We start from the raw sequence: 21,826 nt of genomic DNA on the forward strand, positions 1-21,826 counted from the left end.
CTTCATTTATGATTGCCTTATGCATTTATTCAAGGGCAGCCTTGCATTACACACAGAGCAAATCTGCTTTGTGTTAGAATCAACTACGCGGGAGAAACTTTCTTGCGTATTTTCCAGCCTTATATAGAAGCTGGCGAGGGGGAATTAAAGAAAGGCAAAAAAGTGCTTCGCGCTGAGCTCGATGCTATCGATATCAAGATTCTGCGGGAACTCCAGCGGGACGGACGCATGACCAACGTCGAGCTCGCGGACAGGGTCGGCATTTCGGCGCCGCCATGCCTGCGCCGCGTGCGCAAATTGGAAGAGGCTGGCGTCATCGAAGGCTATCACGCCATGCTGAACAGCCCGAAACTGGGCTTCGATCTCGTGGCTTTCTGCATGGTCGGCCTCAAGCATCAGTCGGAAGCGAATCTCAAGGCTTTTGCCAGCGCAACCTCGGCTTGGCCGCTGGTTCGACAGGCTTGGATGGTGTCCGGCGACAGTGATTTCCTGCTGCATTGCGTTGCGGAAAATCTCACCCGTTTCCAGGATTTCGTCATCGAAGTCCTGACGGCGAATGAACATGTCGATACCGTGCGCACCATGCTGACCATCCGACAGGTCAAGAAACTCGGCTTGGTGGAGCTCTAGGCGAATGGCGGATCGCCCCTGGCATCGGTCGCTGATCAAAACCGGCGTGCGCCTCTTTCTGGGCGGCTCGCGGGCTCATGTGCAGGACTGGTTTCCGGGGCTCAGTATCGTCCGCAGCCAGAATGTTAGCGAGGTGCTTTACCGCGGCGTCAAGGTCGCGAGCCTTGCGGGCATGGACCGCCTGCGCGAACGCTGCGGCGATGCGGTCTACATCGTCGGATCAGGGCCATCGATTCGCGATAGCGATCTGAGCGGCCTGGAATTCCGCAGCGCCATTCTTTTGAATGGTGCGATCGGCCTGTCAGGCGACACAATCTCCGAGCCTTTGGCAATTGCAGTCGAGGATGAGCGTTTTGTCTGGCGGCATCTCGATATGCTGCGCGAGAAGGTGGCTCCCGGTTCGCTTTGCCTGTTTTCCGTGGCGGTGCTGCGTGCACTCTGCGAGATCGACAAAAGCTGGCTGGCGGACAAGACGATCATCCTGATCGACGATATCCGCAAGCCCTATGGCGCGCGCCGCCGCTCCCTCGACGATCTCAAAAAACTGCAATATGTGCGATTGGATGCTGAGGGTTCGGCAGGTTTTTCGCTTTCGCCTGATCGCGGAGTTTTTCTGGGCGGATCCGTTGCCGTCTCGGCCCTGCAATTTGCTCTTTACTGCGCGAAGCATCAGGTCGGCTTTCTGGGGATCGATATCTCCAATGCCGGCGAGCCCCGCTTTTATGAGACCGCCGGCGATACCGCTTTTTCCGGTATTGCACGCGCTGAAGCCCGCATCATCGAGCATCTCGTACTTGCACGGCAAATCGCTGCCGAGCGCGGCGTCTCTTTCGTCAACTATTCCCGTGTTTCGGCGTTGCTCAAATATGATTTTGGTTACGACGACAGGTTTGCGTTGAAGCCGCAGGCGTGATCTTTGCCGGAACCGGCGAGCCTGCTTTGAAATTAGGGTCGATGGAATGAAGCTTATGCGCTGGCTAAAACCCAAGGCGTCCGACGCCAAGAAGCTGTCCATCGAACCGCCCGAGCCAAGGGCAGGACGCCATGGCATCGCCATTGCCGCCTGTGTGAAGAACGAGGCTCGTTATATCGAGGAATGGGTGCGCTTCCACCAAGCGGTCGGCATTCGTCACTTCTATATCTATGATAATGGATCGACGGATGAGACCTGCTCGCTTCTTCGAAGCCTGCTCTCTGAAGATGCGTTGACGATTGTTCCCTGGGCCGGGCGCATGCGCGATGCGGCGACATCGGCGGTACTGAACGGCCAGGTCATTACCTTCGCGCATGCCATCCTGAATTTTGGCGGTGACTACCGCTGGATGGCGTTTATCGATGTGGACGAATTCCTCCTGCCGAAGGAGGCTGCGACGGTCGAACAGGCGTTGGAAGCCGTCGGCGATTTCCCGAATGTCTCGCTGCCCTGGCATATGTTTGCGACCAGCGGCCATGAGATGCCGTCGGACGGACCGTTGACGTTGAATTATACGATGCGCGGCGCCGATCCAATGACGACGAAGGAAAACGTCAGCAATTTCAAGTGTATCGTCGATCCATGTGAAGTAACCGAAGTCAGTGTGCACCAGTTCCGGACGCGGGCCCACGGGGATCTGACGGCCAATGACGCGGGCAAGCGGTTTACCCGGCGTGCGCGGAAGTCGCCCGAGTTCTATTCGAACCGTTTTCTGCAGCTGAACCACTATTATACGAAGTCCCGGCAGGAGCTGATGGAGAAGCTGGCGCGGGGTTGGACCTATGACAGCAGTGCGACGAAATATCGGGACAAGGTCCTGTCCATCGTCAAAAGCATCGAGGAAGACATGGTGGAGGATCGTTCGATGATCGATTTCATCGAGCGCAAGCGCATCGATCTCGGCCGCTGATTGATCCGCTCACTTGTTGGCGACCAGCAGCCGCTTGTAGACGTCGCCGATGGCGGTCGCTTCCTTTTCCAGGGCGAATTCGCTGCGCACATGGCGCACGGCATTTTCTCCCTGGCGAAGCGTTTCCTCCGGATTGGCCAGATAGAAGGCGATCGCTCTGGTGAGAGCCTCGCCATCGCCCGCCGGCACCACGGCGCCGGTTTCGCCCGGCACGATCATTTCGGCATAGGCGCCGGCATCCGATGCGACGACGGCGGTGCGGGAAGCCATGGCTTCGAGCGGCGTCAGACCGAAACCCTCGTTGCGGGAAGGGGCGACATAGAGGGTAGCGCGGCGATACCAGGGCTTGATATCGTCGACTTCGCCCATGAAGCGGATGCGATCGGTGAGGCCTGCATCCGCCGCCATCTTTTGCAACTGGTCGCCAAAACCGCGATGCTCTGATGTCACGCGGCCGCACACGACGGCTGTCCAGTCCGGATAGCGCGGCAACAGCTCGATCATCGCCTTGACGAAGAGATCCGTGCCCTTCTGATGGCGGACGCGGCCGAAGCAGCCGATCAGATAGGTGCCGGGCAGGCCGGTTGCGGCCATGCGGTCATCAGGCTTTTCCGGCGGATGGAAGCTGTTGAGGTCGACGCCGTGCTGGATGACGGTGTGCGGCACCTCGAGAAAGCTGCCCGAGCGGGTGCTGGTGGCAATGACCGCGTCCATGCGGCGGATCAGCCAGCGCGTATAGCCTGTATGGCGGCGCTGGGCGGCCGAGGTAAAGACTAACTTGAGAGGCATGCGCAGAACGGAGCGCAGCAGCAAACCCGCTAGCATTTCGTTATTGCGGCGGGCATGCCAAATGCGGACGCGATAGCGGCGCGGCTTCATCCACAGACCGGGCAGGCGGAGCCAGCCGAGCCTTGGCAGGCTCTCCGGCAGGCCGGGGCCGAGTGTGGCGATATGATAGCCGAGCTCGACCTGCTTGGGGATCAGTTGCACGATCGTAGACGTAACGCCGGAAAGCCGGCGTTTGAAGTTCGTTGCTATGATTTCGATCTCACGGAGATCGCTCGCATGCGCTGTCTCGCGATCGCGCACGGGCGATCAGCCCCAAGTGATGGAGAGAATTTCGTAACCCTTGGCGCCGCCGGGTGCATTGACCTCGATGGAATCGCCGACTTCCTTGCCGATCAGGGCGCGGGCGATCGGGGAGGAGATAGAGATGCGGCCTGCTTTCACGTCGGCTTCCTGGTCGCCGACGATCTGGTAGATCTTCTCTTCTTCTGTGTCTTCGTCGACCAGCTTGACCTTGGCGCCGAACTTGATCTTCGAGCCGGACATCTTGGTGAGATCGATGACTTCGGCGCGCGCCGTCAGATCTTCGAGCTCGGAGATGCGGCCTTCATTATGGCTCTGGGCTTCCTTGGCGGCATGGTACTCGGCATTTTCAGAGAGATCGCCATGGGCGCGCGCCTCTGCAATTGCCTCGATGATTCGCGGGCGCTCTTCCTGCTGACGCCAGCGCAGTTCTTCCTGCAGCTTGACGAACCCGTTCTGCGTCATCGGTACCTTTTCAACCATTTTTCTTGTCCTTCACTCCCTGTGTTGCTCTGCTGCAGACACAAAAGAAAACAGGTCCCGAAGGGGTACTTCGGAACCATCCAGAGCCGTTATTCCCTCATCTATAGCAGATTGCGACAGACGAATGCCAGAAAATTCGAAGGTTTAAGACAAGCTCCTGTTGAAGCCCTTGACCATTCGACCGGCTGGCGGGGGCGCAGCGAAGGTGAGCCGGCTATCCCGCTCACGCTCCTGACTACGGAATTAACTGCTTCAGAAATAGCTCTGCAACGGTTGAACTTCGAGGTTTCCGGCCTTCAGCGCCTTGATCGCCATGGCGGCTGCTTCGGCACCAGCCATGGTGGTGTAGTATGGCACCTTCTGCATCAGCGTCGCACGGCGCAGGGACTTCGAATCCGAGATCGCCTTGTTGCTGTCGGTCGTATTGATGACGAGCTGGACCTGACGGTTGCGGATCGCGTCCTCGATATGCGGACGTCCCTCAAGCACCTTGTTGATCTTCGTCGCCTCGATGCCGTTTTCGGCGAGGAAGCGCTGGGTGCCGCCGGTTGCGAGCACCTTGAAGCCCTGTTCCGCCAGCATGCGGATGGCCGGCAGCACGCGCGGCTTGTCGTCGTCGCGGACCGAGACAAACACCGTTCCGTCACGCGGCAGTTCCACGCCGGCGCCGAGCTGGGACTTGGCGAAGGCGAGCGCGAAATCCGTATCGAGGCCGATGACTTCGCCGGTCGAGCGCATTTCCGGCCCGAGCAGGGTGTCGACGCCAGGGAAGCGGGCGAAGGGGAAGACTGCTTCCTTGACGGCGATATGCTTCAGCTTGCGCGGATCGGGTTTTTCGCCATAGGCGGCAAAGGTCGCATCCAGCTTTTCGCCGGCCATGACGCGGGCGGCGATTTTGGCGATCGGCGCGCCGATGGTCTTGGCGACGAAGGGCACCGTGCGCGAGGCGCGCGGGTTGACTTCGAGCACGTAGACCGTGTCGTCCTTGATGGCGAACTGAACGTTCATCAGGCCGCCGACATTCAGAGCCTTGGCCATGGCTTTCGCCTGGCGCTCCAACTCGTCGATCATCACAGGAGAGAGCGTGCGAGGGGGCAGCGAGCAAGCGGAGTCACCCGAATGAATGCCGGCTTCTTCGATATGCTCCATGATGCCGGCAATGTAGACGTCGGTGCCGTCGGAGAGGCAATCGACGTCGACTTCGATGGCGTTCGTCAGATAGCTGTCGAACAGCAGCGGGTTCTTGCCGAGCAGCGTGTTGATCTGGCCGGTCTTGTCGTTCGGATAACGCTGCTTGATGTCTTCCGGCACCAGTTCCGGAACCGTGTCGAGCAGGTAGCCCTGCAGCTGGCCTTCCGAATGGAGGATCTGCATGGCGCGGCCGCCAAGAACGTAGGACGGGCGCACGACCAGCGGGAAGCCGATTTCGGAGGCGACGAGGCGTGCCTGTTCGACGGAGTAGGCAATGCCGTTATTCGGCTGGTTGAGATCAAGCTTCATCAGGAGCTTCTGGAAGCGGTCACGATCTTCGGCAAGGTCGATAGCATCAGGCGCAGTGCCGAGGATCGGGATACCGTTCTTTTCCAGCGCTTCGGCGAGCTTCAGCGGGGTCTGGCCGCCGAACTGGACGATGACGCCAACGACTTCGCCCTTTTCCTGCTCCGCACGCAAGATCTCGATGACATCTTCGGCCGTCAGCGGCTCGAAATAGAGACGATCCGACGTGTCGTAGTCGGTCGAAACCGTTTCCGGGTTGCAGTTGATCATGATGGCTTCATAACCGGCATCCTTCAGCGCGAAGGCGGCATGGCAGCAGCAATAATCGAATTCAATGCCCTGGCCGATTCGGTTCGGGCCGCCACCGAGGATGACGACCTTCTTGCGGTCGGAAACCTGGGCCTCGGAGCGGGCAGCGCCGACGAAGGGCGTCTCATAGGTCGAGTACATGTAGGCCGTCGGCGAGGCGAATTCGGCGGCGCAGGTATCGATGCGCTTGAAGACCGGGCGGACATTCAGAGAATTGCGGAGTTCGGCGACTTCCTTCGGGCGCTTGCCGGTCAGCGTCGCCAGACGGGCGTCGGAGAAGCCCATGGCCTTCAGCATGCGCAAATTAGCGGCGTCCTGCGGCAGGCCGTGCTCGCGGATGCGGCTTTCCATGTCGACGATGTTCTTCAGCTGCTCAAGGAACCAGGGGTCGATCTTGCAGCCTTCATGCACCTCTTCGACGCTCATGCCCTGGCGCAGCGCCTGGGCGACCATGCGCAGGCGATCGGGCGTCGGCGTGCCGATGGCGGCGCGGATGGCATTCTGGCTGCCTTCGCCTTCCTCGATGCCGGGAATTTCGATCTCGTCCAGGCCCGTCAGGCCGGTTTCGAGACCACGCAGAGCCTTCTGCAGCGATTCCGCGAAGGTACGGCCAATCGCCATGACTTCGCCGACCGACTTCATCGCGGTGGTTAGAACCGGGGATGCGCCAGGGAATTTTTCAAAGGCGAAGCGTGGGATCTTGGTGACGACGTAGTCGATCGAGGGCTCGAAGGAGGCCGGGGTTGCGCCGCCGGTGATGTCGTTTTCGAGTTCGTCCAGGGTGTAGCCAACGGCGAGCTTGGCTGCGATCTTGGCGATCGGGAAGCCGGTTGCCTTCGAGGCCAGCGCGGAGGAGCGCGAAACGCGCGGGTTCATTTCGATGACGACGAGGCGGCCGTCCTTCGGGTTGACGGCAAACTGTACGTTCGAGCCGCCGGTTTCGACGCCGATCTCGCGCAGGACCGCGATCGAGGCGTTACGCATGATCTGATATTCTTTGTCCGTCAGAGTCAGAGCCGGGGCGACGGTGATCGAATCGCCGGTATGAACGCCCATCGGGTCGATGTTTTCGATCGAGCAGATTATGATGCAGTTGTCCGCCTTGTCGCGGACCACTTCCATCTCGAATTCCTTCCAGCCGAGAACCGATTCTTCGATCAGGACTTCCGTGGTCGGGGAAGCATCGAGGCCGCCGCCGACGATTTCGAAGAATTCCGAGCGGTTGTAGGCGATGCCGCCGCCCGTGCCGCCCAGCGTGAAGGACGGGCGGATGATGGCGGGCAGGCCGACATGGTCGAGCGCCTGCGCGGCAATTGCCATCGCATGGCTCATATAGCGCTGCTTGCGGTCGCTCTCACCGAGGTTCCACTGGTTTTCCAGTTCGTCGAGTGCCTTGTCGAGCTCGGTGCCGGTAAGCTGCGCCTTCAGCTTGCTGCGCTCGGCCTCGTGGGTCTTGCGGTCGGCATCCTTGATGTCTGTGGCGTTTGCCAGCATGGAGCGCGGCGTTTCGAGGCCGATGCGGGCCATGGCTTCGCGGAAGAGGGCACGGTCTTCGGCCATGTCGATGGCGGCAGGTTTCGCGCCGATCATCTCGACATTGTAACGGTCGAGCACGCCCATGCGCTTCAGCGACAGCGCGGTATTGAGTGCGGTCTGGCCGCCCATGGTGGGCAGCAGCGCGTCAGGGCGCTCCTTGGCGATGATCTTGGCGACGACCTCGGGCGTGATCGGTTCGACATAGGTCGCATCCGCCAGGCCCGGATCGGTCATGATCGTTGCCGGATTGGAGTTGACGAGGATGACGCGGTAGCCTTCCTCTCGGAGCGCCTTACAGGCCTGCGTGCCGGAATAGTCGAATTCGCAAGCCTGTCCGATAACAATCGGTCCTGCGCCGATAATGAGGATCGATTTGATATCTTGGCGCTTCGGCATGGGCTCACATCCATTTTTTCGTTGCGCCAAAAACCGGCCAGGGTGGGAGATCACCGGCCGGGGGCGCTATGGGCAATATTTTCAGGCTAGAAGCGGCTTATAGGCAAATGTATTTGCAAACGGAACCCCATAAATGGCGGAATCGACATGAATTCTGCCAAGATCGCCCAGGGGCGGTTAAATGATATGCCAAATGGGAAAGCGCGACAGCGACGGGACCCTCGTTGATCGGCTAACCCTCAATATAATGTGGTACGAAGCGGGACGTGTCACGGGTGATGGGGGTGTCATCCTCGCGAATGCCGATGCCCGCTGGCTGGCCGGCGACAACCCAGGAGCCGATGACAGTCCAATCATCGCCGAAACAGGGGAGCAAGTGCATTGCCTGCCGTATATATCCCTCTTCGCCGTAAGGTCCTTCGACCTGATATATGCCGGCACCGGCTTCGTAATTGACGAGCGTTACATTCGCGCCTTCGCGCGATAGCAACGGCTTGCGGACATATCGCACGCCGAGATCGCCGATACGCGTATCGTCCTCGAAATAAGCGGGCAGAAGGTTTTCGTGACCGGGGAACATATCCCATAGAACCGGTAGCAGTCCCTTGTTGGACAAGGTCAGTTTCCACAGCGGCTCAATGACACGCGTCGGGGTGAGCGGCAGATGGCGGCCGAAAGGTTCGCGCACCATGTCTTCGAGGGGATAAAGCTTGAACAGGCAGTCGATGGGCTCATCCTGAAGGTCGATCAGCCGATGCTCATCGTCGACGCCGATATCCGGCATGGCGATGAGCTTCGCCTTGCAGCCGGCCTGAGCGGCGCAGTCGACAAGATAGTTCAACGTCACGAGGTCTTCTTCGGATTCCAGCATGCCGGCAAAGTGCATGTGCCCCGAAGGTGCCGCAAGAATACGTATGGCATCGATCAGTCGTTCGTGCACCGAATTGAACTGGTCTGCCGAGGAGGGAAGTTCGCCGCGCTGCTTCATATCTTCCAACCAGCGCCACTGAAAAACAGCACTTTCGAATAGACTGGTCGGTGTATCAGCATTGAATTCAAGAAGCTTTGCCGGACCGTTCCCGTCATAGGAAAGGTCGAAACGGCCGTAGAGGTCACGCTCGTGATTGCGCCAGGAACGCTGTACAGCATTATGATAGGCCGAGGGAATGGCCATCCGGCGCATCAATTCCTCGTCCGAGGCGATCCTTTCGACCGCCGCATAGCACATGTCGAGCAATTCGGTAGAAGGATCTTCGAGTTTCGTCCCTACTTCCTCCAGGGTAAAAGCGTAGGCGTGTCTCTCATCCCAATAGCGTTGCCCGTACATGGAATGTATGGTGAAGCCGCAGGCTTCGGCGTCGGCCGTCCAATCCGGCCGTTCGTTCATCACTACGCGTTTCATTCGTTCACCCGTCAGCCCGAAAGATGGAAGCCACGAAAGCCCCAACCACCGCGTTCTACTGCGCCGCTCGAACGGCTGGCACGTTCGGAGGATTTTCCCCAAGAGCCACCGCTACCGCCGCCACCGGAAGAAGACGATTGTGTGTTGTCGTCTTTTCTTTCAGCATATTTCGTTTTTCCAAGCAGCATGCCATTGGCAAGGCTTCGTCCGGTCGCCGTTCGAAAGTCGGTACTCCCAAACGGCTGATATAGCGCCTTCGTATCAAACGATCTGGCGGCGCTGCCGACGAGATAACCGGCCAGGAGGGGAATGAAGTGACCCATACCGGACTGATGCGTGCTTGTCGTTGGCTGACAATTGTTGACGCCATAGTCCTTTTCGCAGTTTGCGGCTGTTTCATAGGCAGGTGCATTCTGCTGGCGTTCCACTTCGGCCGAGGCAAAGTCAGATCGACATTCATCAGCGGAAAAGACTTTACCCGCAATGCAGGCATTGACGTCTTTGTAAATTTGAACCCTATCCTCCTTCTCGCCACAGCTCGTCAATGCCGCTGTTCCCATGAGCAGCAAAGACACACTCATCGATCGCTTCATAAAACCCCCTGCGCGGTGCGCGTTAAGGCACCCACATCGTTCAGGATCGCCTGACGGCATCGCGGTTGTCCGCTTATGTAAGAGATACAACGTGAAGAATGTGGGCGCGAAATCTGAGTTAGGTGCAAATCGTCCGCATTTAAAGAATGCGGACGCGAGTTAGGCCGATTTTTTTAGATCAATGGTTGTGACCGTAAAGAATATCTTTCCAACTTTCATAAGTCGCATTGACTCTATGTATTTGGAGGGAGCTGTCTTTGCCTCCGGTCCGCCCAGCAGAAGCGGTTCTGTGATAATCCGGCAGCCATCAGCCGAAACGACGCCGAACGGCTTCCGCATAAGAGCGGCTGACTGGCATCTCCATTCCGTCGCGTGCGACGACGAAAAGCTTGCCGTTGTCGCGTTTGAGGCCGGCAACATGATCCGCCGCGACCCAGTGCGATCGATGCAGGCGGATACCCTCGGTATTGCCGATTTCCATCAGGGCATCGCTGAAGCGCAGCAGGATGAGTTCACGGCCACGTGTCGTCACGACCTCCGTGTAGTGGTCGCGAACGGTAAGCCTTATTAGCGCTCCACGGTTTTCCGGCTTCAAACGCGAGAGAATCGGAGGTTGCGGTATTCCAGGCCGAATCTCAGGTGCGGAGGCGGATATCGTCTTCGCTTCCGCGAGATCTGTTCCTCCGGCTGCGATCGCTATCTGCCGATGCATGGTCATATAGGAGAGAATGCAGAAGAGGGCGCAGAGGGGTATGGATCCGATGGACTGATGCAGGCTGCCGGCTACCGTGGGCCATGTGCCGAAGAATGCGAAGTCGATGAGCGCGATGCCGAAGCCGATCGGCAATGCGGCGGCGACGGAACCGATCATCATCCTGGCGAACATGCTTGCTATTTGCCCGCGCAGCAGGATCTCGGCGACGATGGAGAAGACGATCGCGATCGACCATGCCATGGCATGAAGCGCAAGCCAGTAGCCCAGTCTTGCTCCCGGCATCAGCCGGTCAAGGGTGCCGTACGGTCCGGTCAGGGCAAAGATCAGGACGATCGTGACGAAGGTCGCCCAGAAGCGCGGTGAACGCTGGATGACCTGCAATTCACGAAGCGTGGACTGCAGAAAGGTGTGATCCACGAAGATGTCTCGTTCTTTCGCGCAATTTCGGTTGAGAGAACGACACTATCACGGAAAGGCTCGATAAACTCAACCGGATAGAAATCATGACGTTCGAGCCGCTTCTTGATGCACCAATTGCGATCCAGATCCATGTCGCGGCGGTCGTCCCGGCCGCATTGTTGGGGGCCTATCTTCTCGCAAGGCCGAAGGGCACGCCGATACACCGGGTGCTCGGCAAGATATGGCTGGCTCTCATGGCCGTCACGGCGCTCTCGAGCTTCTTCATTCATCAGATCAACATGTTTTATGGCTTCAGCCCGATCCACCTGCTTTCCCTTTTCGTTCTCTTCGGTTGCTGGGGAGCGATCGCCAATGCCCGCAAACATGATATCGGCGCGCATAAACGCATCGTCAGAGGCCTTTACTTCGGTGGCATCGTGGGTGCCGGAGCTTTTACCTTTCTTCCGGGGCGGATCATGAGCAAGGTGGCCTTCGACGGCGATGAAATGGCACCGTTTCTGGTGGCGGCGGGTATAGTCATCGCGCTTTTATGGCTGATGTCTAAAGAAATATGGCAGCGCCGCCGTTTAAGCTAATGTTCTGTCGATAGCCAACTGGCTTTGTTACACTTCCTGGATATATAAATACCTCAAGGGACTTTGATTTTAGGCATCGCCAGGAGGTGCACTATGGATTGGAAGGGGCGTCGGCAATCCGACAATATTGAGGACGAACGCGGCTCATCACCCATGAGCGGCGGCGGTGGCGGCGGCTTTCGATTTCCGGGCGGAGGGATTGGCGGCGGCGGTTTGAGCTTCCGCACCATTATCGTCCTTATCGTGATCTTCCTGATCCTGAGGGCCATGGGCGTCGATGTCATCGGCCTACTGCAGCAAAGCGGCATGCTGGAGGGTGGCGGCTCCGGATATCAGCAGAGCACTTCCAACAATAGCAGTGGCGGGCAGCCGGCCAATGACGAGATGAAGCAGTTCGTCGCGACCGTTCTTGCCGATACGGAGGACACCTGGACCGGCATCTTCAAATCGATGGGCCAGACCTATACGGATCCGAAGCTCGTGCTGTTTTCCGGCAGCTTCCCTTCGGCTTGCGGTCAGGCTTCGGCGGCGACCGGCCCCTTCTATTGCCCGAGCGATCAGAAGGTCTATCTCGACATGGCCTTTTTCCAGCAGATGAAGGACCAGTTCGGTGCATCCGGCGATTTCGCGCAAGCCTATGTGATCGCACATGAGGTCGGCCACCATGTCCAGGACCTGCTCGGAATCTTGCCGAAGTTCAACCAGGCCCGCCGCACCATGAGCGAAGTGGACGCCAACAAGATGTCGGTGCGCATCGAATTGCAGGCGGATTGCTTTGCCGGTATCTGGGGCAAGTTCACCCAGCAGAAGGGCATCCTGCAGGCCGGCGATCTCGAAGAAGCCTTGAATGCCGCGCAGCAGATTGGCGATGACACGCTACAGAAGCGCACGCAGGGCTATGTCGTTCCCGACAGCTTCAATCATGGCACTTCGGCGCAACGCATGAAGTGGTTCAAGCAGGGCTTCGATTCCGGCAAGCTCTCGGATTGCGATACACTGAACAATCCGGTCTGATCTTGCTTGCCCGCTGCCGTGGTGCCGGCGAGCGGGCAAGCCTTTCGGGTTATTTCTCGCTGTCGAGATGCGTCAGCTGCGCTTCGGGGTAGCGGCCACCGGCAGCGGCGTCTTTCGGGATCGCGCGTTCGATCGCGGCCATATCGGCTTGCGACAATTCAACCGAGAGCGCTCCCAAGGCTTCCGTCAGGCGGTCGCGGCGACGGGCGCCGATGACCGGGACGATATCCTTGCCCTTGGCTGCGACCCAGGCAATCGCGATCTGGGCGACGGTTGCGCCCTTCGCCTCGGCGATCCGGCGTAAAGCTTCCACCAGTTCCAGGTTCTTTTCGACGTTTCCAGCTTGAAAGCGCGGGCTTATCGTGCGGAAATCGCCCTTTTGGACATTATCCTTCTGCCAGTGGCCACTGATGAGGCCGCGCGAAAGAACGCCGTAGGCGGTGATACCGATACCTAGTTCACGGCAGGTCGGCAGAATCTTGTCTTCGATGCCACGCGAGATCAGCGAATATTCGATCTGTAGGTCGACGATCGGATGGACGGCGGCGGCGCGCCGGATGGTGTCAGCGCCGACTTCAGACAGGCCGATATGCCTGACGTAGCCTGCCTTGATGAGATCCGATATCGCGCCGATCTGATCTTCGATCGGCACGTTCGGGTCGAGGCGAGCAGGGCGGTAGATATCGATGTGATCGACGCCGAGGCGCTGCAGCGAATAGGCGACGAAATTGCGGATCGCTGCCGGCCGGGCGTCGTAGCCGAGCCATGCGCCGGCGGGATCGCGCAGCGCGCCGAACTTGACGCTCAGCAGGAAATCGTCCCGCTTCACCCCCTTGATCGCTTCGCCGATCAACATCTCATTGTGGCCCATGCCGTAGAAATCACCGGTATCGAGCAGGTTGATCCCGGCATCGAGCGCGGCATGGATGGTGGCGATGCTTTCGGTGCGATCGGACGGCCCATACATGCCAGACATGCCCATGCAGCCGAGGCCAAGCGTGGATACCTGCGGTCCGGTTCTTCCCAGTTGATGTTTTTCCATCGTTACTCTCCTTGGTCGAAGGTGCCCCCTCTTTTCCAGAGGCCTCTGTGATGATGTTTTACTCCGCTGCTCTCTGTGCGATAATCCCGGTAAATCGAAACGGGTCGTTTGGAATTTCGCACAATGGATGACTTGCCACTGGCAGACCTGGTTGCCTTTACTGCGGTTGCCCGCGAACGCAGCTTTCGTGAAGCGGCACGCAAGCGCGGCGTTTCCGCCTCGTCATTAAGCGAAGCGGTCCGGCGGCTGGAGGAACGGCTGACAGTCCGTCTGCTCAATCGCACGACCCGAAGCGTGACGCCGACGGAAGCCGGGGAGCGGCTGATGGAGCGGCTGACGCCCGCTATGAGCGAGATCTCTGTGGCGCTTGACGATATCAACAGCTTTCGTGACAGCGTCGGCGGGACTTTGCGGCTGAATGTGCCGCTTGTCGCTGCCATGGTCGTCATGCCCGACATCATCAGCCGCTTTCTGAAGGAGTATCCGGCGATATCAGTCGAAATCGTCGCCGAGGACAGTTTCATCGATGTCGTAGCGGCCGGCTACGATGCCGGTATTCGTTATGATGAGCGGCTGGAAAAGGACATGATCGCCGTGCCGATCGGGCCGCGGCAACAGCATTATATCACGGCTGCCGCGCCGGCCTATCTGGCTGCAAACGGCACGCCACAACATCCGGGCGATATACTCGAGCATCGCTGTATTCGTCATCGCTTCCTAAGCGGATCCGTGGTGCCTTGGGAGTTCGAAAGGAACGGCGAGACGATCTTCATTACGCCACCGATGGTGGTTGCGACGAATTCGATCGAGATAGAGCGCAGCGCTGCGGCGGCTGGATTGGGCATCATCAGAACATTCAAGGAATTCCTCGCGCCACAGATTGCCAGCGGAGAATTGGTGCCGATTTTGGAAGAATGGGACACGGCTTTTTCTGGCCCGTTTCTCTATTATGCCAGCAGACGCCATATGCCGGCACCGCTTAGAGCCTTCGTCGACTTTCTCAATCGAGAACAGCGGCGCGGTCGCGACAGATAGTCGCTTTTGTGCCAAGGATCAAAAAAAGCGTTCGATAAATCAATAGGATTGAAGCGTTCACGTATTGTTTCCGCCAAAATCTTTATGTATGGGGAACGCACCGGTTTTTCGTTCACGTTCTGTCTCTTTCATCGAGGCGGAGCCGCCAGAAGGCATCTCCATGATCGATCAGAAATTCGCCCGTCGAGGCCTGTTCCTCGTCTTCCTTATCCTCTTTCTCGACGTCATCGGTATCGCGATCATCATGCCGGTGATGCCGAAATATCTTGAGGAGTTGACGGGTGCCTCGGTCAGCACGGCGGCGACCGAGGGCGGCTGGCTGTTGCTGGCCTATGCCGGCATGCAGTTTCTGTTTTCACCCTTGATCGGCAATCTGAGCGATCGCTATGGCCGTCGGCCGCTGCTATTGGCCTCCGTGCTGACCTTCGCGATCGACAATTTCATCTGTGCGATTGCCGGCTCATACTGGATGCTGTTTGTCGGCCGCATCCTCGCCGGCATCAGCGGCGCAAGCTTCTCGACCTGCTCCGCCTATATCGCCGATATCAGCAATGATGAGAACCGTGCGAAGAATTTCGGCCTGATCGGCATGGCTTTCGGTGTCGGCTTCGTGCTTGGCCCCGTCATCGGGGGCTTTCTGGGCGAGTTCGGTCCCCGCGTGCCCTTCTATGGCGCGGCGGCTCTCGCGTTCCTAAATTTCGTCGGCGCCTATTTCCTGCTGCCGGAAACGCTCGACGCGAAACACCGCCGGCCCTTCGAGATCACGCGCGCCAATCCGTTCGGCGCGCTGAAGCACATGCGCCGCTACCAAGGTATCGGCTGGGTCTGTGTCGTGATGTTCCTGAACTGGCTGGCGCATGGCGTTTACCCGGCGGTCTGGGCTTTCGTCACCTCCTATCGCTATGACTGGAGCGAGGGGCAGATCGGCTTCTCGCTCGCTGTCTATGGGATAGGTGCCGCCGTCGCCATGGGTCTCGTATTGCCACGGCTGGTGCCTGTGCTCGGCGAATGGAAGACCGCAGTGCTCGGAATGGTGTTTTCCGGTCTCGGCCTGATCGGCTACGCCTTTTCATGGCAAGGTTGGATGGTTTACGCAGTTATCGTCCTGACTGTTATTGAAAATGTCGCGGACGCGCCGCTTCGTTCCATTGCAGCCAGCAAGGTTCCGCCTTCCGCACAAGGCGAATTGCAGGGAGTGCTCGGCAGCCTGACGAGTATAACCGCCATCATTGGGCCGGTGCTGTTTCCGTATCTGTTCCAGTATTATACCGCGCCAACCGCACCCGTCGTTTTTGCTGGTGCGCCCTTCATCATGAGCGCAATCCTGGTGGTCGCCGGCCTTGTCGTGCTCGTGGCGAAGGTCCGCAAGACCGAGCCGAAAGCGGTATCCCAATCGCAGGCGGGCGAACCGGCCTAAAATATCATCAGATATTTTGATGTTCTGATGAATTCTTTAGCATTATCGACTTGTCTGCTGGCTTTTTAACCTAGGTTGCGTTAATGCGGCAGGCTCGCGCACCCTTGGGTAGGACGGTTTGCGCGACTCTAAAGATCGAGTCTTCGCTATGGATATGCCGGCACCTGTGCGCCCTTACGCGCATGACAATGATAATTCGTGGTCTGCACATGTGCGCGCAACGCTTGCGCTGGGCATTCCGCTGATCGGTGCGCAATTGGCGCAGCTCGGGATTAACACCACTGACGTCATGATCGTGGGCCGGCTCGGTGCCGAACAACTGGCTGCAATGGTGCTTTCCGCGCAGTTTCTGTTCACGATCCTGGTTTTCGGTTCGGGTTTTTCCATCGCAGTCATGCCGCTGGTGGCGCAGGCCTATGGTAGAGGCGACGTTACCTCGGTGCGCCGTGCGCTGCGCATGGGCCTCTGGGTCGTAACGGCCTATTGGCTGTTGGCGCAGCCGGCTTTCTTCTATTCCGAGGAGATTTTGCTCGCGGCGGGGCAGAAGCCCGATGTCGCGAAATTGGCGAGCGGCTATATCGACATCGGCCACTTTGCCGTGTTGCCGGGGCTGCTCTACAATGTCATCCGGGCGCTGGTGAGCGCCATCGGCCGCGCCGGCATTATCCTCAAAGTGACTATCGCCATGTTGGTGATGAATGCCGTGCTTGCCTATATCCTGGTGCTAGGCCATTTCGGCCTGCCGGCGATGGGCCTGCATGGTGCGGCCATTGTCTCGGTCGCCGTGCAGACCGCCGGTTTGCTGTTCATCGTTGGTTACGTGCAAGCCCACCAGGAAACGCGGCGCTACGAGATCTTTGTGCGATTCTGGCGGCCCGACTGGCATGCTTTATGGGATGTCATCCGGCTTGGTTTCCCAATCGGCGTAACGGTTCTCGCTGAGGTCAGCCTATTCACGGCAGCATCGCTGCTGATGGGCCAGATCGGCACCGTCGAGCTTGCTGCGCATGGCATCGCTTTGCAGTGGGCGTCCATCGCCTTCATGATTCCGCTGGGCCTCAGCCAGGCGGCGACCGTGCGCGTCGGCGTCGCCCACGGGCAGGGCGATCATTTCGGCCTGAAGCGCGCCGCCATCGTCGCGCTCATCCTTTCGAGCTGCATCGCGCTTTGCGGCAGCATACTGTTTGCGACTATACCCTCCTGGCTGGCAAGCTGGTTCCTTGACGTTCATTCGGCCGAGGCGCCTGAGGTCCTTGCCTTTGCCGCACCGCTGATCGTCGTGGCCGGCCTCTTCCAACTCGTTGATGGGCTGCAGGCGATTGCGAGCGGTCTGCTGCGCGGGCTGAAGGACGCACGCGTGCCGATGATCCTGGCGCTGATCGCTTATTGGCCAATCGGCTTCTTCCTCGCCTGGTTGCTGGCGTTTCCGCTGAATTTCGGCGGTATCGGCATCTGGTTTGGGTTCCTGCTCGGCCTTGCCTCCGCAGCGGCGATGCTTTGCGCGCGCTTCTACATTCTCGTGCGGACGGAGAAGGCTGCCGCCGCTTGATAGCGAGAGTCATCCCCGTCCTGCGAGACTGCTGACAAAAATTGACAGTATGATCGTCTATATCTGTCTCATACCAGAGACGGGAGACGACCATGAATTTCAAGGCAAGCAATCCTAGTGATGCCGCGCTTTTCCCGCGGGACGATCAGATCAATCGGGGGGCGGCCGTACGCCTCCTGCCACACGCCAACACGTCGTCCCGGCGTCCGGAGCCGGAGCAGAAGTCCTACTGGCTGGCCGTGGCCAGTGCCGAGCATGTACGCATTGGGCGTGAACATGGCTTCATGCAGGTGAACCACGGCAAGCGAGCCCCCTTGAAGCGTATCAAGCCGGGCGATGGCATCGTCTACTACTCCCCTTCAGTGAAGATGGGCGAGAGGGACGGCTTTCAGAGCTTCACCGCCATCGGTTTTGTCCGTGAGGGTGAGCCTTACCTGGCCGAGATGGGTTGCGGAAAAGCCTATCGCAAGGATGTGGACTGGCTTGATGCGCCCGAACAGCCGCTCCGTCCTCTCCTGGGTTGGCTTGATTTCACCCAGGACAAGAATTGGGGCTACAAGCTGAGATTCGGTCTCGTTGAATTCGGGCAGTCGGATTTCGAGTTCCTCGAAGAAATCCTGATGAGCGAGCTCGAAGTGGTCAAGCAGCGCCGCCTGCAAGCCTGAGCTTCGGCAAGCATGAACATATGTGCTGAGAGACCTCCCAGGTTGATGCACAAAAAGAAAGCCTCGGATTGGCACCAATCCGAGGCTTTCTCATGCGATTAGATGGTCGGCTTTATTAGGTGCGCTCCGCCAGGGTTTCTTCACCCTTCTTTTCGCGCACTAGGTTGATGAAGCGGCGGAAGAGATAGTGGCTGTCCTGTGGGCCGGGCGATGCTTCCGGGTGATGCTGCACGGAGAAGACCGGCTTGCCGGAAACGCGAAGACCGCAATTGCTGCCATCGAACAGCGAAATATGAGTCTCCTCAACGCCTTCAGGCAGCGACTTCGAGTCGACTGCGAAGCCGTGGTTCATCGAGACGATCTCGACCTTGCCGGTCGTATGGTCCTTGACCGGATGGTTGGCACCGTGATGGCCCTGATGCATCTTTGCAGTCTTGGCTCCGAGGGCGAGGCCAAGCATCTGATGGCCGAGGCAGATACCGAAGAGCGGGATTTCGGTCTTCAGCAGATCCTTGATGACGGGCACGGCATATTCGCCGGTCGCCGCCGGGTCGCCGGGGCCGTTCGAGAGAAAGATGCCATCCGGCTTGAGACCGAGTACGTCATCCGTCGAAGCCGTTGCCGGCAGGACGGTGACCTTGCAATCGAGGCCGGCGAAGAGGCGCAGGATGTTGCGCTTGACGCCGTAATCAAGGCAGACGACATGGTACTTGGCGTCATCGGCGCCGAGTTCGCCATAGCCTTCGTTCCAGACCCAGGGTGTCTGCGACCATTGCGAGGACTGGCCGGAAGAGGCGACCTTGGCGAGATCAAGACCTTCAAGTCCGCTCCAGGCCTTGGCGTCCGCCTTCAGCTGCTCGATGTCGAAGACGCCGTTCGGATCGTGAGCGATTACGCCGTTCGGCATGCCGTTCTCGCGGATCCAGGCGGTCAGCGCACGCGTGTCGATGCCGCAGAGACCGATGATGCCGCGCGCCTTCAGCCACTGGTCGAGGTGCTTGGCGGCGCGGTAGTTCGAGGGGTCGGTGATATCGGCCTTGAAGATCACGCCGACGGCACCGTGGCGGGCGGCGGGCGTCAGGTCTTCGATGTCTTCATCGTTGGTGCCGACATTGCCGATATGGGGGAAGGTGAAGGTGACGATCTGGCCGAGATAAGAGGGGTCGGTCAGGATCTCTTCATAACCCGTGAGCGCCGTGTTGAAGCAGACTTCGGCCTGGACCTTGCCGGTCGCGCCGATACCCTTGCCTTCGATCACAGTGCCATCCGCGAGAACGAGGAGGGCAGTCGGCTTTTCAGTGGTCCATGGGGCTGTGGCGGTCATAGTCGTCATCCCGTTTCCGGCGTCGGGCGCGGCCTTGAAGAGACCGGCGGTTCCGCCATGTTTGTAGCAAGATGCAGCCGTCGACAGAGGTCGCGGCTTGAGATCTTCCTATCGATCTTATGTGCAGGTGATGGACATAGCTAAACAAGGCGAGCCGGTCAATGCGCGCTTTTGCTTTCCCGTCAAGGAATTCGGGCTCTCGGGCGCAATTGCGTTGATCGACACTGTTGGTTTAAGAGACAGCAACATGACATAAGTGGCCGGGGCGATCGTCGCCGGCCTGCTTCAAGGAGTTAAAGACATGATCCGCGAAACCCTTTCCAACGCCCAGAAAGATGCCATGAAGGCCAAGGACACGGCGAGGCTTTCGACCGTCCGTCTCATCCTTGCAGCCATTAAGGACAAGGACATCGCCAATCGCGGTCTCGCCAAGGAACAGGCGAGCGAAGACGAGATTCTGCAGCTGCTCGCCAAGATGATCAAACAACGCGAGGAATCGGTGAAGATCTACATCGAGGGCGGCCGTCCGGAGTTGGCTGACAAGGAGCGCGAGGAAATCGCCGTCATACAGGGTTTCATGCCGGAGCAGCTTTCCGAAGATAAGGTCCGCGAGATCTGCGTTGCGGTTGTCGCGGAACTTGGCGCGCAGGGCCTGAAGGATATGGGCAAGTGCGTGGCCGCCCTGCGCGAGCGCTATGCCGGTCAGATGGATTTTGCCAAGGCTTCGGCTATCTTGAAGGAGCTGCTGAAGTAAAATTCTGTTTCGCGCTCGGCATGCGGATTGGCCGCGTGCCGAGGGTGTTTTGCCAGGCGGCGTCTATGATGGCGAGTTTCCCCGCCTGATAGTTGCAATACTCCTCGATGAAGGCGCTTGAGAGCCAAAGCTGGCTTCGCCCCGGCGATCCTGTCCACCCCACGCTTTGCATCTTTATGGCCTTGTTCATGAGACGCTTTGCGTTTGTTCTGGAGATGAGAAACCGGTTGCAGATATCGGTAAAGGCCACCGGACCGATAATCGCTTTTTTAGTCGCGGTGTTGATTGTCCCGATGCGGGAGATCAGATAATCCATGATGATGCCGCCCGAGTTTGCCCAGGTAAACAGGTCGAAGGTTTCTCCCGGATTGCGCAGCTCGTCGCTTTCAATGATGCCAACCGAGATCGTGGGCTGCAGCAGGGCAATGAGTTCCGGTCTTTTGTTAAATGAGACATTACGCTTGCCGCCATCCAATCGATCCAGCACGGAAAGATGGATGCTCAGCCATAGCGCAAGCTGCTTTGCGGCCTCTTCCGTTGGCTGCATCGGCCGAGCGCGCCGATCATTGGCTACGGGCAGGTAGCGCAGGAAACCGAGAGCAAGCATCTCCTGAATAAAGCTGAGCGCGGTGTTGTGGCTGGCGATTTCGTGCTCGACAATATAGTTGGCGAAACGATTGGCATGGATGCCGGGTGGTTCCCCGTCAATGCCGCCACAATAGAGGGCGAAGCCGGCAAGCGCCATCAGCCAGCGCTGCTGTGAAGCAAAGACGGAGCATACGCGCTGATTCCGATCATAAGTGGATATAATCTCTCGTGTATAATCGAGGATTTCTGGGAAAAAATTCGGATTTTTTGTAAGTTCCTTTGTAGACAAAGACATGCAACCGTCTCCGATCAACTGAACTAAGTTTCAAATTGTCTGACGAGATAATTAATAAGATCGCATATACGTAGATAATAAAGGATATCGATCGATAGCGTTGCGTCAAGATATTCGCGGCGAGGAACCAAAGATGTTCCGCAGCATGTGCTCAATAATCGTGCTGTCGCGAAATGGAGATGGCCAAAATTAGAGAAGGCAGGAGCTGGGGGAGCTCCTGCCTTCTTGCGCTTTGCTGACATTTGATGACGCAGGGTGGGGCCCAAAAATCAAACGTCTTTTGCAAAGGCACTCAGGTGGGGCGGCGCCGGGGGTAGGGATGGTGCCCCACCTGAGTATCTGCTGAACTTATCGGAGAATCCTGATCTGCTGGGGCAAAGCCAATGCCTGCGGCGGCAGTTCGGACATTTGAATCTTTACGCCTGCTGAAAGGGCAGGGACTTTCATATCCGCCGGCAGCTGATATCCTGCACCGGCATAGAGTACGTTCTTGTCGCTGGCGCTGCCGGTCATCGTGGCCGAGCTATAAGTAGCTGTGGCAAAGATGGCTGCTGCTGCCAAGGGTACGTTAAGAACGCGCATTTTTCTCTCCTAAACTGAAAGCCCGTACCTGTT

20 protein-coding genes are annotated in these 21,826 nt (G+C 58.5%); 10 read left to right on the top strand and 10 right to left on the bottom strand.

The window, feature by feature from the left end:
• Positions 1-162 precede the first annotated feature (162 nt).
• The 3 genes from FHT73_RS01885 to FHT73_RS01895 are packed head-to-tail and all read left to right on the top strand — an operon-like array spanning position 163 to position 2,513.
• Positions 163-630 (top strand): Lrp/AsnC family transcriptional regulator, encoded by a 468-nt coding sequence (locus tag FHT73_RS01885; RefSeq protein ID WP_015340578.1) that lies wholly within the window; start codon positions 163-165, stop codon positions 628-630.
• Positions 631-634: 4 nt separating this feature from the next.
• Entirely contained in the window at positions 635-1,543 is a 909-nt protein-coding gene (locus FHT73_RS01890; RefSeq protein ID WP_112604981.1) for a glycosyl transferase, read from the top strand.
• A 55-nt stretch (positions 1,544-1,598) separates the two neighbouring features.
• On the top strand, positions 1,599-2,513 hold the full coding sequence (locus tag FHT73_RS01895; RefSeq protein WP_183710127.1) for a glycosyltransferase family 92 protein: 915 nt from the start codon (positions 1,599-1,601) through the stop codon (positions 2,511-2,513).
• A 9-nt stretch (positions 2,514-2,522) separates the two neighbouring features.
• On the opposite strand, the gene FHT73_RS01900 is transcribed toward FHT73_RS01895, so the two are convergent.
• The 6 genes from FHT73_RS01900 to FHT73_RS01925 all read right to left on the bottom strand — a co-directional run bounded on the left by FHT73_RS01900 (position 2,523) and on the right by FHT73_RS01925 (position 10,950).
• Complete coding sequence (locus FHT73_RS01900) at positions 2,523-3,602, bottom strand: glycosyltransferase family 4 protein (RefSeq protein WP_112604984.1); 1,080 nt, start codon at positions 3,600-3,602, stop codon at positions 2,523-2,525.
• A 6-nt stretch (positions 3,603-3,608) separates the two neighbouring features.
• On the bottom strand, positions 3,609-4,085 hold the full coding sequence (gene greA, locus FHT73_RS01905) for a transcription elongation factor GreA (protein ID WP_015340574.1): 477 nt from the start codon (positions 4,083-4,085) through the stop codon (positions 3,609-3,611).
• Between the two features lie 252 nt (positions 4,086-4,337).
• Positions 4,338-7,823, bottom strand: a complete 3,486-nt coding sequence (gene carB, locus FHT73_RS01910) for a carbamoyl-phosphate synthase large subunit (protein WP_112604987.1) — start codon at positions 7,821-7,823, stop codon at positions 4,338-4,340.
• Positions 7,824-8,055: 232 nt separating this feature from the next.
• Complete coding sequence (locus FHT73_RS01915) at positions 8,056-9,225, bottom strand: glutathionylspermidine synthase family protein (protein ID WP_183709514.1); 1,170 nt, start codon at positions 9,223-9,225, stop codon at positions 8,056-8,058.
• 11 nt (positions 9,226-9,236) lie between these two features.
• Positions 9,237-9,806 (bottom strand): DUF1190 domain-containing protein, encoded by a 570-nt coding sequence (locus FHT73_RS01920; RefSeq protein WP_162708022.1) that lies wholly within the window; start codon positions 9,804-9,806, stop codon positions 9,237-9,239.
• 319 nt (positions 9,807-10,125) lie between these two features.
• Positions 10,126-10,950, bottom strand: coding sequence for a LytTR family DNA-binding domain-containing protein (locus tag FHT73_RS01925; RefSeq protein WP_183709516.1), 825 nt, complete (start codon positions 10,948-10,950; stop codon positions 10,126-10,128).
• Between the two features lie 86 nt (positions 10,951-11,036).
• Here FHT73_RS01925 and FHT73_RS01930 point away from each other — a divergent pair, with 86 nt between their 5' ends.
• Both FHT73_RS01930 and FHT73_RS01935 read left to right on the top strand, forming a co-directional pair.
• Positions 11,037-11,528 carry a DUF2306 domain-containing protein gene (locus tag FHT73_RS01930; protein WP_112334350.1) on the top strand — a complete coding sequence of 164 codons (492 nt, stop codon included), beginning with the start codon at positions 11,037-11,039 and terminating at the stop codon, positions 11,526-11,528.
• 93 nt (positions 11,529-11,621) lie between these two features.
• Positions 11,622-12,542, top strand: a complete 921-nt coding sequence (locus FHT73_RS01935) for a neutral zinc metallopeptidase (RefSeq protein ID WP_112334351.1) — start codon at positions 11,622-11,624, stop codon at positions 12,540-12,542.
• A gap of 49 nt (positions 12,543-12,591) precedes the next feature.
• Here the strand turns inward: FHT73_RS01935 and FHT73_RS01940 are convergent, their stop codons facing one another.
• Complete coding sequence (locus tag FHT73_RS01940) at positions 12,592-13,584, bottom strand: aldo/keto reductase (protein WP_183709518.1); 993 nt, start codon at positions 13,582-13,584, stop codon at positions 12,592-12,594.
• A 123-nt stretch (positions 13,585-13,707) separates the two neighbouring features.
• Between FHT73_RS01940 and FHT73_RS01945 the strand changes: the two genes are divergently transcribed.
• The 4 genes from FHT73_RS01945 to FHT73_RS01960 all read left to right on the top strand — a co-directional run bounded on the left by FHT73_RS01945 (position 13,708) and on the right by FHT73_RS01960 (position 18,250).
• Positions 13,708-14,619: a LysR family transcriptional regulator gene (locus tag FHT73_RS01945; RefSeq protein WP_183709520.1), complete on the top strand. Its 912-nt coding sequence runs from the start codon at positions 13,708-13,710 to the stop codon at positions 14,617-14,619.
• 160 nt (positions 14,620-14,779) lie between these two features.
• Complete coding sequence (locus FHT73_RS01950; protein ID WP_183709522.1) at positions 14,780-16,036, top strand: TCR/Tet family MFS transporter; 1,257 nt, start codon at positions 14,780-14,782, stop codon at positions 16,034-16,036.
• Positions 16,037-16,184: 148 nt separating this feature from the next.
• Positions 16,185-17,585 carry an MATE family efflux transporter gene (locus FHT73_RS01955; protein ID WP_183709524.1) on the top strand — a complete coding sequence of 467 codons (1,401 nt, stop codon included), beginning with the start codon at positions 16,185-16,187 and terminating at the stop codon, positions 17,583-17,585.
• A gap of 92 nt (positions 17,586-17,677) precedes the next feature.
• Complete coding sequence (locus tag FHT73_RS01960) at positions 17,678-18,250, top strand: EVE domain-containing protein (protein ID WP_112334355.1); 573 nt, start codon at positions 17,678-17,680, stop codon at positions 18,248-18,250.
• A gap of 115 nt (positions 18,251-18,365) precedes the next feature.
• Here the strand turns inward: FHT73_RS01960 and carA are convergent, their stop codons facing one another.
• Positions 18,366-19,574 carry a glutamine-hydrolyzing carbamoyl-phosphate synthase small subunit gene (carA, locus tag FHT73_RS01965; protein ID WP_183710132.1) on the bottom strand — a complete coding sequence of 403 codons (1,209 nt, stop codon included), beginning with the start codon at positions 19,572-19,574 and terminating at the stop codon, positions 18,366-18,368.
• A 301-nt stretch (positions 19,575-19,875) separates the two neighbouring features.
• Between carA and FHT73_RS01970 the strand changes: the two genes are divergently transcribed.
• On the top strand, positions 19,876-20,328 hold the full coding sequence (locus tag FHT73_RS01970; RefSeq protein ID WP_183709525.1) for a GatB/YqeY domain-containing protein: 453 nt from the start codon (positions 19,876-19,878) through the stop codon (positions 20,326-20,328).
• Here FHT73_RS01970 and FHT73_RS01975 read toward each other — a convergent pair.
• Entirely contained in the window at positions 20,303-21,211 is a 909-nt protein-coding gene (locus FHT73_RS01975) for a hypothetical protein (protein ID WP_183709527.1), read from the bottom strand. The two genes, FHT73_RS01970 and FHT73_RS01975, sit on opposite strands and share 26 nt — an antisense overlap.
• A gap of 348 nt (positions 21,212-21,559) precedes the next feature.
• Positions 21,560-21,793 (bottom strand): hypothetical protein, encoded by a 234-nt coding sequence (locus FHT73_RS01980; protein WP_183709528.1) that lies wholly within the window; start codon positions 21,791-21,793, stop codon positions 21,560-21,562.
• Positions 21,794-21,826 lie beyond the last annotated feature (33 nt).

This window comes from Rhizobium sp. BK098 (assembly GCF_014193155.1).
Classification (GTDB): Bacteria; Pseudomonadota; Alphaproteobacteria; order Rhizobiales; family Rhizobiaceae; genus Rhizobium.

What these genes read in the sequence shown, in the direction of transcription:
- FHT73_RS01890 (WP_112604981.1), top strand. Translation starts at nt 635, where the DNA reads ATGGCGGATCGCCCCTGGCATCGGTCGCTGATCAAAACCGGCGTGCGC.
- FHT73_RS01895 (WP_183710127.1), top strand. Translation starts at nt 1,599, where the DNA reads ATGCGCTGGCTAAAACCCAAGGCGTCCGACGCCAAGAAGCTGTCCATC.
- greA (WP_015340574.1), bottom strand. Translation starts at nt 4,085, where the DNA reads ATGGTTGAAAAGGTACCGATGACGCAGAACGGGTTCGTCAAGCTGCAG.
- carB (WP_112604987.1), bottom strand. Translation starts at nt 7,823, where the DNA reads ATGCCGAAGCGCCAAGATATCAAATCGATCCTCATTATCGGCGCAGGA.
- FHT73_RS01915 (WP_183709514.1), bottom strand. Translation starts at nt 9,225, where the DNA reads ATGAAACGCGTAGTGATGAACGAACGGCCGGATTGGACGGCCGACGCC.
- FHT73_RS01920 (WP_162708022.1), bottom strand. Translation starts at nt 9,806, where the DNA reads ATGAGTGTGTCTTTGCTGCTCATGGGAACAGCGGCATTGACGAGCTGT.
- FHT73_RS01930 (WP_112334350.1), top strand. Translation starts at nt 11,037, where the DNA reads ATGACGTTCGAGCCGCTTCTTGATGCACCAATTGCGATCCAGATCCAT.
- FHT73_RS01935 (WP_112334351.1), top strand. Translation starts at nt 11,622, where the DNA reads ATGGATTGGAAGGGGCGTCGGCAATCCGACAATATTGAGGACGAACGC.
- FHT73_RS01940 (WP_183709518.1), bottom strand. Translation starts at nt 13,584, where the DNA reads ATGGAAAAACATCAACTGGGAAGAACCGGACCGCAGGTATCCACGCTT.
- FHT73_RS01945 (WP_183709520.1), top strand. Translation starts at nt 13,708, where the DNA reads ATGGATGACTTGCCACTGGCAGACCTGGTTGCCTTTACTGCGGTTGCC.
- FHT73_RS01950 (WP_183709522.1), top strand. Translation starts at nt 14,780, where the DNA reads ATGATCGATCAGAAATTCGCCCGTCGAGGCCTGTTCCTCGTCTTCCTT.
- FHT73_RS01955 (WP_183709524.1), top strand. Translation starts at nt 16,185, where the DNA reads ATGGATATGCCGGCACCTGTGCGCCCTTACGCGCATGACAATGATAAT.
- FHT73_RS01960 (WP_112334355.1), top strand. Translation starts at nt 17,678, where the DNA reads ATGAATTTCAAGGCAAGCAATCCTAGTGATGCCGCGCTTTTCCCGCGG.
- carA (WP_183710132.1), bottom strand. Translation starts at nt 19,574, where the DNA reads ATGACCGCCACAGCCCCATGGACCACTGAAAAGCCGACTGCCCTCCTC.
- FHT73_RS01970 (WP_183709525.1), top strand. Translation starts at nt 19,876, where the DNA reads ATGATCCGCGAAACCCTTTCCAACGCCCAGAAAGATGCCATGAAGGCC.
- FHT73_RS01975 (WP_183709527.1), bottom strand. Translation starts at nt 21,211, where the DNA reads ATGTCTTTGTCTACAAAGGAACTTACAAAAAATCCGAATTTTTTCCCA.
- FHT73_RS01980 (WP_183709528.1), bottom strand. Translation starts at nt 21,793, where the DNA reads ATGCGCGTTCTTAACGTACCCTTGGCAGCAGCAGCCATCTTTGCCACA.